The following is a 14,478-nucleotide window of genomic DNA, read 5'->3' as shown; positions in this document are numbered from 1 at the left end:
TCAATCCTTGTTTAATGTTCGGCGGCGGCTTCGGTGGACGCGGCGGAGGAAGCCATGGAGAGCGACGAACCGCCGCTGCCGCTGATGGCGGCCTGCAGATCCGTTTCCGCGATCCAGAAATCACGCTGGGCATCGATGGCCGCGTTCACGCCCGCTATCTGTGCGCGTGCGTCGGCCAGCAGTTCGAACACGCTCATGAGCATGCCGTTGTAGCGAAGCAGACTCTCTTCGGAGATCTTCTTGCGCAGTGGTACCAGCTCATCGCGGTGCTGCCTGGCGACGTCATAGGTGGTCCGGTAAGCTGAATACGCTTCGCGGACCTGCGACCGGGCATTGATGGCGGTATCGGCGGTGCGGTGGACCGATTGCATGTACAGCGCCTCGGCCTTTGCGACACGTGCGCCTCCCGAGTCGAAGATCGGCAGGGCGAGCTCGATCTCGTAACCGTTCTCACGTGGCGCGCCGGATGTGCTCTTGTTGACGTAGCCAGCGTCGAGCACGTTGATGACGCCGGTTGCCTTCGTCAGTCCCAGGGCGCGCGCGGTCGACTCGGTCCCAAGCTTTGCCAGGCGCACATCGAGGCGCTGCTGCATGGCGAGCGACTCGATATTGCCTGCCTCACGTGGCGCCGCCGGCAGCTCCGGCAGCTTGTCGGGAAGCTGGAACGTCGTGTTCTCTCCCCACACACCCATCAGCCGCGCAAGCTGCTCGCGCGCAGCGGTCGCATTGTGGCGCGCGCGCGCAAGCTGGGTCGAGGCTTCGCTCGAGAATGCCTGTTCGCGCGCCTGGTCAAGGGCACTCAGGTGTCCGACCTTGGTCATGCGTTGCGCCAGCTCGGCACTCGCGCCGGCCGCCTCGCGGACCTGCTCTGCGTAGCGCGCCGACTGCACAGCGGCAACAGCATTGAAGTAGGCCTTGCGAGTGTCAAGCGCGAGCCGGACCGCTTCGGTTGCCGCGACCAGCTTGGCGCTCTCGAAGCGGCGCGACTCGATATCGCGGCGGATCGGAATGGTCACCAAACCGACGAGATCGAACATGACGCTGCGTTCGATCTCCGTTTCGCCGCCGCCGGACATGCGGCCAAAACTGAAACCTGGATTAGCCATTCGGCCCGCCTGCACCAGGTCCGCCTCGGCGACACCCAGCTCGGCGAGCGAGGCGCGCAGGCCCCGGTTGTTGATCAGGGCAATGCGAACGGCACTGTCGGCGGTGAGCGGCTGTTTCAGCAATTGGTTCAGCTCGTCCTGGATGGCCGCGCCATTGGCATTCGTCTTGGGCAGGCGAACGTCCTGGCCGGTGCGCTCGGCGGTCAAGGATGAGACTGCGTCCAGGCCGCCGTCCTTGGAGAACGTCGCGCAACCGCTCAACGCGAGGGCCATGGCAGCTGCCGCGACGGCACGCATTGTGGGAATTGAAAGCTTTGTTGTCATTATGTGTTCGGCTTAATGATGTTTGCTGTGATCCACAGGCGCAGGACTGGCCGGCTTCGCTGGCGACGTGGGCGCTGGTGCGGACGGAGCCGGCGCTTCTTTATGGCCGTGGTGATTCTGTTCACCGCCGTGGGCACCATGTCCCGCGTGTCCCGGCGCTCCGGCAACGGCATCGTTTGCGGCGCGCCAGGATTTGTCAGGCGTGGCCTGGTCGGCCTGCGGCGCCGGCGAAGATCTGGTGATGACCGATTCGTACACGGTCGGTGGCACTGCGACGGCGGGGTCTGCAGGGTCTGGCAGCGGACGGGATTGCTGGGCGTGCGCGTACATCGGCAGGACCAGCAAGGCGCCTATAGCGGCGGCCAAAAGCTTGGAGGTCATGGACAATCCTCAAAATCGGTAACAGGGCGTGCACGGGCACGCACGAGTGCTCAAGAGCGACGACGGCGCCGCCAAAGGACAGCGGGTCAGCTCTTGTTACGATTAAGCGGATTGGTGCCGGGGAGGGCGTTGAGGGCCGTCCTGGATGAAGCCAACGGCGAAGGCCGCAGGAGCAACGACGACTGCGTTGGAGCCGTCGAAAGCCGGGACAGCGAAATGAGTGGAGGGTGGCGCGACGGCGCCCAGGCAGAACGCGGAGCACGCACTGCAGGTGGAGTGCGGCTTTTTACCTGCCTTGGAGTCTGCCGGATCGGCGTCGACCAGGGAGTCGTCCGACTGGCTTGCATGCTCGCCACCGTGATGAGCGTGCGCATCGGCCATGTGCTCGTGGGACTGCATGCCCGGATCAATCGAAATCTGGCTGGACTGCTGGTGAGCCGGGCCGCACGACATACGGTTGGCCGCAAGCGCGTGCAGCGGAAGCACGGCCAGCAGGAGCCAAACCAGAAATGTCTTGAGTGCGCGGTTCATAGGTGTCGCGAGTATAGCACGACATTTTTTGGCCTGAAGCAGCTCTTAAGGCTGACTAAAGTCAGGGCGACAGGTACGCCGCATTGGCGAGATATGCAAACAGGGTGCGTCAGCGCACAGCATGGGTCGTCGGACTTCTTCCAGAATCGGAAATGGACGCGCAGTGTTTTCCTACGTCGCACGCGGCGCCGCTTCACCCTGGAAGGCATGCCGCTACCTGCGCCTTCGTTCAGCGGAAATTCCGCTTGACCTTTCCATCATTGGAAGGTTTACAGTGGAATAGTCCACTTTCCGGAGGCGTTTTATGTATGAATCCACCCGTCGCGAGGCCCACAGCTCAGACAAGCGCGTGGCCGCAATGCCAAGTACAGGCCTGCGCGACTTCGCGCGTGCGAAGCAGGCAGGGAGTGCCCTTTCCGATTCGGACGAGACGCCAGTGACACCACGCTGTCTGTTCTGCCGGTACCGCAGTCCAGGTGCCGGAAAGGAGTTGGCACATGCCTAGAATTACTGTGTTACCGCATCCTGAGTGCGCGCCTTCCGGCGCATCGATCGTGGCCGCTCCCGGCACCAGCATTTGCGACGCGCTGCTGGAGAATGACGTCGACATCGAGCATGCATGCGGCAAGGTTGGTGCCTGCACGACGTGTCACGTCATCGTAAGGGAGGGATACTCGTCCCTCGTCCAAGCGAGCGAGGATGAGGAAGACATGCTCGACCGGGCATGGGGCGTGGAGCACTTGTCCCGGTTGTCGTGCCAGGCCATTGTCGCGGAGGCGGATCTTACGGTCGAGATCCCACGGTATTCCCTGAATCACGCCAAGGAAAACGGATAGACATCACAGGTCGCGCACCGCTTGCGACAGGCGGGCCGCGCGAGGACAATGGTTTTTACTGGAGCTGCCATGAAACATGAAGTGCATGATCACGTCGGTCACCAGCAGAAGGGCCACGAATGCCACCACGCGCACGGGCATCATGCCGTCGACGCCTCCGGTGCAAGCATGGCCGGTGCATCCCAACATCATCCGACTGCTGCGTCCGATAAGCCCTATACCGATCCCGTATGCGGGATGAACGTTGCCGACCGGCCGGATCGGCGCGTCGAGCACGACGGCGTCCTCTATCACTTCTGCAGCGTGAAGTGCATGGACAGGTTTCGCGCCGATCCCACCAGCTATACGGAGAAAGGCGCCCCCGCGGCTATGCCCGAGGCGCCGCCAGGGACGATCTACACCTGCCCGATGCATCCGGAAATCCAGCAAGCCACCCCGGGTAATTGTCCGATATGCGGAATGTCCCTGGAGCCGATGCTGCCGTCGCTGGAGGATGAAGAGAATCCGGAACTGGAGGACTTCCGCCGTCGTTTCCGGTGGACGCTGCCGCTGACGGTCGTCGTCACCATCCTGGCGATGGCAGGGCACCGGATCTTCAGCGGAGGCCTTGCTTACCAGAGCTGGATCGAGCTCGTCCTCAGCACGCCGGTCGTCCTGTGGGCCGGGTGGCCTTTCTTTGTCCGTGGTGCGCAGTCGTTCAAGAATCGCAGCCCCAATATGTGGACCTTGATCAGTATCGGGGTCGCCGCGGCGTATGGTTACAGCCTGGTTGCGACCGTGTTCCCGGGCCTGTTTCCGTCGAACTTCGCGATGCACGGCCGTATCGGCGTCTACTACGAGGCCGCCGCCGTCATTGTTTCGCTGACCCTGCTCGGTCAGATCCTCGAGCTGCGTGCACGCTCGCAGACATCGGCTGCGATCAAATCCTTGCTCGGCCTTGCGCCGAAAACGGCCAGGCGGATCCGCGCCGATGGCACCGAGGAAGACATCGAGCTTTCGCACGTCCACATCGGCGATTCGCTGCGGGTCAGGCCTGGCGAGAAGGTGCCGGTCGACGGGGTGGTCCTGGAGGGCGAAAGCGCGGTGGACGAAGCCATGCTCACTGGCGAGCCGCTACCGGTGACGAAGCGCCCCGGCGACAAGGTCATCGGCGCAACCATCAACACTAGCGGCAGTCTCGTCATTCGCTCCGAGCGCGTGGGATCGCAGACCATGCTGTCCCAGATCGTGCAGATGGTCGCGCAGGCGCAACGTTCGCGGGCGCCCATGCAGCGCCTGGCCGACGTGGTGGCCGGCTATTTCGTCACCGTCGTCGTGGCCGTCGCGCTGCTTACCTTGATCGGTTGGGGGCTGTTCGGGCCCGAGCCCAGCTGGGTCTACGGCTTCGTAAACTCCGTTGCGGTCCTGATCATCGCCTGCCCGTGTGCATTGGGCTTGGCGACGCCGATGTCGATCATGGCCGCGACAGGCCGCGCCGCCACCCAGGGCGTGCTGTTCCGCGATGCCGCGGCGATCGAAGCGATGCGCAAGGTCGATACGTTCATCGTCGACAAGACCGGCACGCTCACGGAAGGGAAACCTGCGTTCGACCGGGCGATCGCTGCCCCCGGGTTCCAGGAAGTCGATGTTCTACGGATCGCGGCAAGTATCGACCAGGGGAGCGAGCACCCGCTGGCACACGCCATCGTCGCGGAAGCACGCAGGCGGAATCTGCCGCTGCACAAGCCTGAAACCTTCGAATCGTCCAGTGGGATCGGTGTACGGGGCACAGTGCAGGGCGAGCGGGTTGCGTTGGGCAATACGGCGCTCATGGACACCGAAAAGGTCGACTGGACGCCACTACAGAAGGCCGCGGAAGAGCTTCGACAAGTCGGTGCAAGCGTCATGTACCTGGCACTTCAGGGAAAGCTTGTCGGCCTGATCGCGGTGTCTGATCCAGTCAAGGCGACGACGCCGGAAGCGCTGGCGACGCTGCGCGATGCCGGCATGACGGTGGTGATGGCGACCGGAGATGGCGTGACCACGGCGAAGGCGGTCGCGTCGAGGCTCGGGATTTCGGAGGTCTACGGAGAGGTCACGCCACAGGATAAACTGGCCCTGGTCGAAAGGCTGCAGCAACAGGGCAAGGTAGTGGCAATGGCCGGCGATGGCATTAACGATGCCCCGGCGCTGGCGAAAGCGGACGTTGGGATTGCAATGGGTACCGGTACTGACGTCGCCATCAATTCGGCACACGTCACACTCATCAAGGGCGACTTGCGTGCCATTTCGCGATCGCGACTTCTTTCGTTGGAGACTGTGCGCAACATGAGGCAGAATCTCGCCTTCGCCTTTGTTTACAACGCCATGGGAATTCCGCTGGCCGCAGGTCTGCTTTATCCCTTCACCGGGCAGCTACTATCGCCGATGATCGCCGCGCTGGCCATGAGCCTGAGTTCGGTATCGGTGATCGGTAATGCACTGCGCTTGAGGGGAAGTACCACATGAACCTGGTTGTTACGGACGAGATGCGGGATCTGACGGTACTGGTCGGGGTTATCTTTGGCATCATCGCGGCCGGGTTCATCGCTTACGGCGAGGTTCAGCGACGTCGCGGCCGCAAAAGCCGGGCGAAAGAAACCAATACGCGTGGCAGAAGGAAGCCTGGCAGGGCCGGCAAGAGCAGGTAGTGCGCAATTTCGCTGATCGTCTGGCTGCGGCGGACTCACAATGTGCTCAGGCGGGCGAGGACCACTCGTCCGGTCGTAAGGTCGGGTCGCTGGAGCCTAGGGGCTTAGCGCACAGCGAGGACCGACTTCCGGATACTCTCGGCCCCAGACGGCATTGCGCCGCACTCAAGCGCTAACTTGTGGAACTCTTCCGCGGCCTCGTGTGGATTAAGCCGAGCTGATCGCACAGCGGCACGTGCAGCAGGAGCCAGGTCGTTGATGTCCCCATAGGTCAAATGCCCGGAGAACGACATGGCCTCCGTGAATTTCGCGACGATATTCGGCGGAAGGGCAGGGCCATAAATGAAGTATTCGAGAAACTTCAGGAAATTCCCATGAGCATAGATTTCAGTACCTGAGATGCCGTTATTCTCGAAAACCTGCTGACGGGATTTCCCGCGCCCTCCTGGATTGCGCTCGGGATCGGTGAAGTATAAAAGCCGCACCTCGGGGATCGCACCGCGTTCCAATAACGACTCGGTCAGGCCTGCCATCGGCATAAGAGACGCACGGAGCTCATCATGCGATGTGTAGCGGAACCTGATTTGGTTCAGGAGATCGGTCTCTCGCTCGGTCAGTTCGATGTCGGGTACTCGCAAACCAGAACCCCCTTACAAGATGAAAAAGCGACCAGCTCGACCTATAGCCTGCTATTGCTGCCTGCCAGTGTAGCAAAGACTAATTTCTTACGGTAGCTGAGCAAAAGGCCTTTGCTTCGTCGATATCTCCATGTTGTGGCTGCAGTTTTAGATCCCGCGGCTGTTAGACGGAGAGTGGCAGCCCGCGACGCTTCTCCAGCCAGCGCTTGAGCATATTCGACATTATAGGAGTAATGTCATATTTTCAGAGGAGGGCGCCGGTTTCGTTACGTTTTACGTAGTATTACGGGACTACGAAAAGGGGGGTATATGCTCGAGAATAGGCAAAGCACAGCCTCTATGCAGGCTGACATTGATTGCCTGCGTGATCGGTTTCCACGCACTGCGGATCTCTATAGGGAAGCTTGTGCCGTTATGTTCTTCAGGTACGGCGTGACTCCAACAACGAACGCTCTCTATCAGCTTGTTCGGAAAGGGAGTATGTCTGTTCCAAGCGAAGCATTGAAAAGGTTTTGGAGTGACTTGCGTGAACGGGCAAGGGTCGACCTTCAGCATGCGGACTTGCCCGATCAGGTAAAGCAGTCGGGCGGCCAGCTGATCGGTGAGATCTGGGCGCTAGCCCAAAAGGCTGCTGACGAGTCGATCATTGTATTGCGGCAGAGCGCAATGGTCGAACGCGACGCTGCCCTGGCCGAAAAGGACCGTCTGGAAGATGACATCGCTCAACTGTCTGCCCAGCTCAAGGACGGCCGCGATCAAATAGCAGCAGCTGAGGGGACGATCGTAAAACAGCGGGATGAACTTGGCGCGGCAGCAGCAGCCCAGCAAGAAACGGACTTGAGACTGAATGAGGCTAGAGCTGACATTGAAACGTTGCGCGACCAGATAAGTTCGATGTTAAGAGAGCGCGCGGCGGAGATCGAGAAATTAACTGACCGCATCCTTCAAGCTGAGCAGCGTTACACCGATCTGGCGAAAAGAACCCTGGTTGACCTGGACAAAGAGCGAACTGCGGCGACGAAACTGCAGAAGCAACTCGACGCCGAGCGCCGGACGTTCGCGTCCCGCATTGAAGAAATCCAGTCCGAGGCACAGCGGGCTCAGTTTCAGCTTGCCCGACAAGGCCAAGAGCTCAGCGCCTATATGACTAAGGCGGAACTACTTGCCGACGAGCGAGACCGAGCGGCTAGCCAGACCATGAGAACCGCATTTCAGTGCGGGGAACTGGAGAGCCAGCTCGCTGCAGAGCGAGCAAAGGTTGCTGAGTTGCGTGAACAACTCGAGCGATTCGCCAGCACATCGAAACCAAGCAGGCGGGAGCCGCGCTCGACGCCTGTAATCCCTCGCCAGCGGCGTCGACCCGGCAGCAAACAAGACAAATAGATTGCTAGCGTTGAACGAAGTTCGATACCGATCGAAACAGCAGACTGACTGCGAGCTTGGAGTAGGCGGTGTAGCGTTTGCTCTCGGAATTCGCGCGCTCGAGGTGTACTTCTGACCGCTTTAGACGAGCTCAGGCTGCTTCTCGTTTTGGCCGAGCCCTGTAAAGCGATTTCATCTTCTGCTTCGCTTCTTCTCGAGTCAGACCAACGGCTTCACCGGCATCAGTAAAGTAGACGGGTATCTCGACATCATCTTCGACGTATAGCCGAATATTCAAAACCGATGTCCAGCGCCAAGTGTTGACTTTCTCCTTGCGGTAAGGCTCAAGTAGGGAAATCTCAACAATTTTAAGTAACTTGTTGCCGTTGCAAGTGCGGCAGAACTGTAGTACGTCGCGAGGATCCCAGAGGATCGTCGTCTGTTGGACCCAGCGACGCTCTTCTTTAAATGCGTAGGTGATGAACACGTAGAGCATACCTAGGATTAGCGTAGCTGCACGCCAGGTCGCGATCCCTGGCCCCATCGAAAACATGGGCGCCTCATGTGCTTTGTCTGTAGTAATCACTTGAATGCCTCTGCAGTACGAAATGAACACTATAGATTGTAGTCCTAAAGTGTTCGCCATGAGTACATCGTGCATTTTATGCGGAGGTGCTCGTGGGGTTGCTCAAACAATTTGGAACAGGACTGCAGAAGGCGAGGAAGAGTCGAGGTCTGACACAAGAGGATTTTTCGGTAGTTTCGAGTCGAACCTATCTCAGCAGCCTGGAACGCGGGATCAAAGCCCCTACGATTACAAAGATCGACGACATCGCAGCGGTGCTGGGTGTACATCCGTTGTCTCTCGTTGCGTTCGCGTATCTGCCGAAGGACATTGCGGAGCGAAAGAAACTTTTTTCTCAGGTAATAGCTGACCTGAAATCGTTCGAAGATTAGGACGACAGTTGCGATTCGCGGTAAGCAAACGTATGGGATTCTGGATGGCTCGAAAGGCAGCAGTCCCGCCGTACTGCAAGAGAATCGAACGCAAGTGAGGATCCTTGCAGGGTGGCATGGCAGTCGGCTGGTATCCCGGCCATACTTCCGACGCATGCGCGTATTACCTAACGGTTAGCGCAAAAATCGGGACTGCACGACGAGTTACGTAAAGCTCGCCGGTAAAACCAAGAAAGCCACAGGTTAGACCGCTATGAGCCTAGGATGAAGCACAGGCGGCAAGATACGAAGTAAAACTTGGACACCTATGCGACGCGGCAGACTTCAAACAATTAGTTCCGAAAACTTCCACGATTTACTTCGGAGCGCTGCTATATAGCAAAGACCGAACTACTGGCCGACGAACGCGACCGAGCCGCCCGCCAGGCTGCGGAAAGCGCGCACCAGAGTGCGGAGCTGGGTAGCCAGCTTGCCGCCGAGCGCGCCAGGGTGACTGAGCTTCGCGGACGGCTTGAGCGAACAGCGCCGAAATCGGAATCGGCCAGCGAGGAGTTGGGTTTGGCACGGGCAGCGCGTCGTCAGCGGCGACCCTCACGAAGCAAGCCAGACAAAGAGGCCAGGCCTGACGCCAGCGGCCCGAGTCCCACACGCCGATCCGCGAACTGCAGCCAGTTGTCTCGTCTGTCATCACTGAACATCCGACGCGATTCCGTATCCATAAATACTTCCGTTGTACCTAAAGCTATTGACGTGATGAGTAGGCCATGAAGATTTACCTAAACATATAGACTCGACGGGGAAAACGGGGCTTTGACGCCGAGTCGGTAGATTAAGGTGCCCCGAGTACGGAGTTTTAGGTACGAGCGCTCGCTGCAAGTACTCGTACCTAAATCAGGTGACGTAATTTTCGACTAAGTGATTGAATTGTTTGGGATTCATGCAAAAGTCATCTATTTTGAGTACTTCGGCATTTCTCGCGTCGGCAACATTGTACCTAAATATGGTGACTTAGTAGACGGGATCAAATTCAAACCTAAACATATAGACTTAGCGCAGGTCCCCGCATTTTCCGTGACCTGCTAGTTAGCAAGACGTTGGCAGCACTGGGCGAACTGAAACTAGATCAGCTTTCAAATACCCTCGCAATAGTCATCCTCCGCACGAAGTTCAAGCTTCATTGATTTAGCAAAACAACGAGCATCAGTCGCATTCAATTTTCCTTGTCGCAATATCAATTACCATAAGTAATCATAATGCTCCTTGGTAGAGCTGCCGACGCGACTACACCGATTTAATCCATAGTTAGTTATTGATGTCGGAAAAAGTTACTTTGCAGGTGCTTGGCGCACAGGATCGCTGCGGGGCGGACCCCCTGTCCTCATAGGCATGGCGAAACCGAACCCTGGGCCCAGCAGCGTCGCCTTAAAAGTTAGTTTTGAGCGATTCGTCTAGATATTATCTAGATAATCCGTAGTCGGTTTTTGACGTCGGGAAAAGTTACTTTGCAGGTCTGCGCGCGAAGGCCCTCTGCCAGACAGATGCTCTGGCCTCGTAGAGATGGAGAAACGGAACCCTCGGACCAAGCAACGACGCCCCAGAAGTTAGTTTTTGGCGAATCGACCAGACGTTATCTAGGTGTCTAGACTCGTTGGATCATGTACCCATCCGTAGCTGGCCGCTCTTCAAGGCCAGACACGTTTTGCGTACACTGCACCTACCTGACTTTTCACCGATATTCCGATGACACAAGCTCTACACAGCCAAGCCCGTACTACACACCTGATCCGGGAAGAGATCAAGAATTCGACGTTGCCCCAGGCAGAGTTGGCCAGGATCTACAACGTCACTCGTCAGACCATCCGGAAATGGCAGGATCGTGACAGCCCGGCCGACGGCTCACTGCCCTAAGACGCTCAACACGACGCTCACGCCCGAGCAAGAGTTGATCGTAGTGGAGCTGCGCACAACCTTGCTGTTGCCTACTGACGACCTGCTGTCAGTCACACGTGAGTTCATCAATCAAGCCGTCTCTCGCGCGGGCCTAGGACGCTGCCTTCGCCGCCATGGTGTGTCTGACTTGCGCGACTTGGTTAAGCAGGACGATGGCGCGCCGGCGACGAAGAAAACCTTCAAGGACTACGAGCCCGGCTTCACCCACATCGATATCAAGTACCTGCCGCAGATGCCCGACGAATCGTCCCGGCGTTACCTGTTCGTGGCCATCGACCGCGCCACGCGCTGGGTTTTCATCAACATCTAAGCCGACCAGAGCGAGAACAGCAGTGTCGATTTTCTGGCCAAGGCGCGTGCTGCCTGCCCCGTCAAGATCGTTAAACTACTCACCGATAACGGCAGCCAGTTCACCGATCGATTTACTGCCAAAGGCAAGAACAGGGAGCCAAGTGGGCGCCACTTATTCGATCGTCTGTGCAAACAATTCGATATCGAGCATCGCCTGATCCCTCCGCGCCATCCACAAACCAATGGCATGGTCGAGCGCTTCAATGGGCGTATCAGCGACATCGTTAATCAGACACGGTTCGGATCGGCAGCGGAGCTCGAATCGACGCTGCGCAACTACGTCAAGATCTACAATAACAACATTCCGCAGCGCGCCTTGAAGCATCAGACGCCCATTCAAGCCCTAAAACAATGGCATGCAGAGCGCCCTGAATTATTCACTAAGCGCGTATATAACCAAGCGGGTCTTGACATCTAATGTAGTCGAGGTGCGCATTTGAGTTGCGTGGAATTTCCAATATTTCAAGAGATTGCTCCCAGAAGTAATTTAAATAGTCTCTTCTTATGTTCGCGGTATGTAAATGCTGTCCAAGCTCATATAGATCTCGAAATGCTTTTGGAGGTAACTTCCTGGAAACGGTTAGATCGTAAACGATTGATTGTTCCAAATATTGACTAGCTAGGCGTGATACTTCGATGAGCCTTTGCCTCGTTCGCTCAGTTAGGATCGGGAGATAAGGACGCGCTGCCAGCAGAGGTGTCAAGGCCGGGATGGATTTTCTAGGGCCGTTGGGTATTATTGCTTCAATGAGTTCCGTAGCATGTTCTTCACAGAAATGTACGCAGCTGATCTGATGCTTCCTGTGCCAGTACCCCTCACCAAAATGCGCAATATCCTCGTCTAAACAGGCCGGGCATAGCTTCATCCTGGTCACCGATGGCTCTGTTCCTCCAATACGATGGTTTCCAAGCTGACCTGCGCGCTTTTGGAGCATCTTGCTTAGTATGCGAGTGCTTACTTCCCTATTGGTTGTCTTCCTATGATGATTATGCCAGCGGCAAGGCCCTGCGCTAGCTGGTTTGAAGGAATTGGCTGCGATACCATCGGTGACTTGCGACGGCTGCCGCGCCCTGGTCTTCAACGGAGATATGGCCGCGCGTTAATCGATTTCCTTGATTCCGCATTCGGCAGCCTTCCAGAGGTCTTCGAATGGGTCGAGGCGCCTACGAAATTCGACGCACGAATGGAACTTTTCGATCGCATCGAAAATGTTGATCTATTGCTAGCCGGCGCACAGCGCCTGGTTTTGCAGCTCATCGGTTGGTTATGTGCGATGCAGCTTGCAGTAAAGGGCATTATGCTCCGGCTTGAACACGAACGCGGCCGTGTTGCGCGGGCGCCGACCGAAGTTGAAATCCTCCTGGGCGAACCGGTTTGGCATAGCGACCACATTGTGCGGTTACTGAAGGAGCGACTAGGGAAACTGGTACTAGACGCTCCAGTAATCGGATTGGTACTCCACACAACCCAGCTGCAGCCAATGGAGCCTCCAACCGAGTCTCTTTTTCCTGAACCCGGTGGCACTGAAGAAGACCAAGTGCGCATGATTGAGCTGCTTGTAGCGCGCCTCGGTGAGGATAAGGTTCGCCAAGTAAAACCTGTGGCGGATCACCGGCCAGAGGTCGCCAACAGGTGGGTGTCCATCCAGGAGAAGGTCCGACAGGCGGTGATTACCGACCAACTGCCGCCAAACCTAAGCGGCATTCTCCGGCCGACTTGGCTGTTGGTGAATCCGATCCCGCTACTCATGCGAAACCATCGGCCATTTTATGGCTCGCCGCTGCGAATGGTATCGGGCCCGGAGCGTGTCGAAGCTGGATGGTGGGGGATATGGCGGCCAGAGATTACTGGATTGCGGAAGGTCAGGAACATGCCGTGTACTGGGTCTATCGGGAGCGGGTTGCCAAGACCGGCGAAGACCCGGAACCGCGCTGGTTTCTCCATGGGCTGTTTGGATAGTGCGTGTTCTCGAACTTGTAGTCTGTCGCCAGAAATGGTGCCGGTGGACAAATCGTTACTTCAGCTTCAGAATGCGACGGCACCTGTAAGAACAATCACACCGATGACTATGCCGACAATCAAAGCGGGATACGGCATCCTGTAGTGCCGGCGCCGCGAACCGGCAATTGTCTCGGGCTGAGACAATTGCTTCGCATCGGCAAATATGAACGAAGTCGTCGTGCGAAGAGTGGCTTGCTCAATCGGGATCCGCGCCGCAGATCCCGAAACATGTTATCAGCGGGAATGAGCGCCTGCAGACGTTCCTTGACCACTGATCAATTGCGTCATCCTGCGGCACTCGTTGGCACAGCGGCGGCAGGCAGCAGCGCAGTCCTGGCAATGCTGGTATTGGTGGCTACCGCATTCCTGTGCGCACGCGTCGCAAATATCGGTGCATAGCTGGCACAGCAGATTAGCATGCTCTGATGAACGGCTCATCAGCTGCGCGGCAAGACGGCAGACCGCAGCGCACTCGTCGTCGAGCATGATGCAGCGCGCCATTATTTTAGGGTCTGACTCTTGCAGGCACGCCGCGGCGCAGGTATCGCATGCTTCGGCGCATTCATAACATGCCTTGATACACGACTGGAATTGGTTTTGCAACATGATATTCTCCTTGAAAGTACGTAGGATTACGGGCGACTATTTCAGGAACCCCTGCACGCTCTCCTGGCGAGTCAGTAATATTCAGATGACTAATTTGTGCCACTCCTTCAGTTCCATTCACTCCAATTGCTAGGTGCGTTCCAGAAAACCTAAAACTGAGGCGCGGCACGCCTTTCTGAACTGGTTGCAGCCAAAACTTCGGCCAATCAGCGTCAACGCAACGACATGGCGGGGCTACGACCGCTCCTGCCCCAGCGGTCGCTGCGCTGGACGACTTGGCTACGCGCACGCGTGCGCGTAGCCGCGTTATTTGACAGATGAGATGACGTAGTTCGACCCTTGCTTAGTGAACTCCACATCGACTTTCTTGCCGACGGCCAGCTTGTCGAGCAATGACTTGTCCTTCACTCCAAAGCTCATCGTCATTGCCGGCCAGTTGAGGGTTTTGACCAGATCATGGTCAAGCGTCACCTTGCCGTTGGTCTGATCCAGCGCCTTCACTACGGCTGATGTTTTATGCACTACCCCTGTCTTGGACGTGGCCTGGGCTTTGCTATCGGACGCTTTCCCCTTCATCATGTCCTTGCACGCCGGCATATCCATGCCCTTCATATCCTTCATACCCTTCATATCCTTCATGTCCATGCAGCCTTGTTTCATATCCATTCCCTTCATATCAGCTGCCTGGCCGAAAGCCGCGCCGGAAATGGTCAATGCAGAAAGAAGGAACAGTGGGGCAAAACGTTTCATGAGATTTCTCCTCAA

13 protein-coding genes and 1 pseudogene are annotated in these 14,478 nt (G+C 57.5%); 7 read left to right on the top strand and 7 right to left on the bottom strand.

Annotated features, from left to right (window positions below; all coding sequences use genetic code 11):
* Window positions 1-11 precede the first annotated feature (11 nt).
* Together DIR46_RS00240 and DIR46_RS00235 are read right to left on the bottom strand one after the other, a co-directional pair.
* Window positions 12-1,379 carry a TolC family protein gene (locus DIR46_RS00240; RefSeq protein WP_109343466.1) on the bottom strand — a complete coding sequence of 456 codons (1,368 nt, stop codon included), beginning with the start codon at window positions 1,377-1,379 and terminating at the stop codon, window positions 12-14.
* Window positions 1,380-1,913: 534 nt separating this feature from the next.
* Window positions 1,914-2,342, bottom strand: a complete 429-nt coding sequence (locus DIR46_RS00235) for a hypothetical protein (RefSeq protein ID WP_040778120.1) — start codon at window positions 2,340-2,342, stop codon at window positions 1,914-1,916.
* 497 nt (window positions 2,343-2,839) lie between these two features.
* Here DIR46_RS00235 and fdx point away from each other — a divergent pair, with 497 nt between their 5' ends.
* From fdx to DIR46_RS00220, 3 genes are all read left to right on the top strand, one after another.
* Window positions 2,840-3,178: an ISC system 2Fe-2S type ferredoxin gene (fdx, locus tag DIR46_RS00230; protein WP_109343465.1), complete on the top strand. Its 339-nt coding sequence runs from the start codon at window positions 2,840-2,842 to the stop codon at window positions 3,176-3,178.
* A 69-nt stretch (window positions 3,179-3,247) separates the two neighbouring features.
* Window positions 3,248-5,665, top strand: coding sequence for a heavy metal translocating P-type ATPase (locus DIR46_RS00225; protein ID WP_370659806.1), 2,418 nt, complete (start codon window positions 3,248-3,250; stop codon window positions 5,663-5,665).
* A complete protein-coding gene (locus tag DIR46_RS00220; protein WP_109343464.1) occupies window positions 5,662-5,847 on the top strand; it encodes a hypothetical protein in 186 nt (61 codons plus the stop codon). Before DIR46_RS00225 ends, DIR46_RS00220 begins: the two co-directional genes overlap by 4 nt.
* Window positions 5,848-5,951: 104 nt before the next feature.
* Here DIR46_RS00220 and DIR46_RS00215 read toward each other — a convergent pair whose 3' ends face one another.
* On the bottom strand, window positions 5,952-6,485 hold the full coding sequence (locus DIR46_RS00215) for a hypothetical protein (RefSeq protein WP_157225732.1): 534 nt from the start codon (window positions 6,483-6,485) through the stop codon (window positions 5,952-5,954).
* A gap of 309 nt (window positions 6,486-6,794) precedes the next feature.
* Here DIR46_RS00215 and DIR46_RS00210 point away from each other — a divergent pair, with 309 nt between their 5' ends.
* On the top strand, window positions 6,795-7,868 hold the full coding sequence (locus DIR46_RS00210) for a DNA-binding protein (RefSeq protein ID WP_109343463.1): 1,074 nt from the start codon (window positions 6,795-6,797) through the stop codon (window positions 7,866-7,868).
* A gap of 130 nt (window positions 7,869-7,998) precedes the next feature.
* Here the strand turns inward: DIR46_RS00210 and DIR46_RS00205 are convergent, their stop codons facing one another.
* The gene (locus DIR46_RS00205) at window positions 7,999-8,334 is read right to left on the bottom strand and encodes a hypothetical protein (protein ID WP_162819329.1); all 336 of its coding nucleotides are present in this window, start codon (window positions 8,332-8,334) and stop codon (window positions 7,999-8,001) included.
* Window positions 8,335-8,519: 185 nt separating this feature from the next.
* Between DIR46_RS00205 and DIR46_RS00200 the strand changes: the two genes are divergently transcribed.
* A complete protein-coding gene (locus DIR46_RS00200; RefSeq protein ID WP_109343461.1) occupies window positions 8,520-8,804 on the top strand; it encodes a helix-turn-helix domain-containing protein in 285 nt (94 codons plus the stop codon).
* 1,740 nt (window positions 8,805-10,544) lie between these two features.
* A pseudogene (locus DIR46_RS00195) lies at window positions 10,545-11,523 on the top strand (IS481 family transposase).
* Here the strand turns inward: DIR46_RS00195 and DIR46_RS27815 are convergent.
* Window positions 11,486-12,040 (bottom strand): TniQ family protein, encoded by a 555-nt coding sequence (locus tag DIR46_RS27815; RefSeq protein WP_109343460.1) that lies wholly within the window; start codon window positions 12,038-12,040, stop codon window positions 11,486-11,488. The pseudogene DIR46_RS00195 and the gene DIR46_RS27815 overlap by 38 nt on opposite strands.
* Before the next feature lie 45 nt (window positions 12,041-12,085).
* On the opposite strand from DIR46_RS27815, the gene DIR46_RS26185 reads away from it, so the two are divergent.
* Window positions 12,086-13,210: a DNA polymerase Y subunit UmuC family protein gene (locus DIR46_RS26185; RefSeq protein ID WP_162819328.1), complete on the top strand. Its 1,125-nt coding sequence runs from the start codon at window positions 12,086-12,088 to the stop codon at window positions 13,208-13,210.
* Between the two features lie 131 nt (window positions 13,211-13,341).
* Here the strand turns inward: DIR46_RS26185 and DIR46_RS00180 are convergent, their stop codons facing one another.
* Window positions 13,342-13,713: a four-helix bundle copper-binding protein gene (locus DIR46_RS00180; RefSeq protein ID WP_109343458.1), complete on the bottom strand. Its 372-nt coding sequence runs from the start codon at window positions 13,711-13,713 to the stop codon at window positions 13,342-13,344.
* 306 nt (window positions 13,714-14,019) lie between these two features.
* The gene (locus DIR46_RS00175; protein ID WP_109343457.1) at window positions 14,020-14,463 is read right to left on the bottom strand and encodes a copper-binding protein; all 444 of its coding nucleotides are present in this window, start codon (window positions 14,461-14,463) and stop codon (window positions 14,020-14,022) included.
* Window positions 14,464-14,478 lie beyond the last annotated feature (15 nt).

Source organism: Massilia oculi (genome assembly GCF_003143515.1).
Lineage (GTDB): Bacteria > Pseudomonadota > Gammaproteobacteria > Burkholderiales > Burkholderiaceae_D > Telluria > Telluria oculi.
The sequence above is the reverse complement of the archived record's forward strand: the minus strand, read 5'-3'. Positions and strand labels throughout refer to the sequence as shown.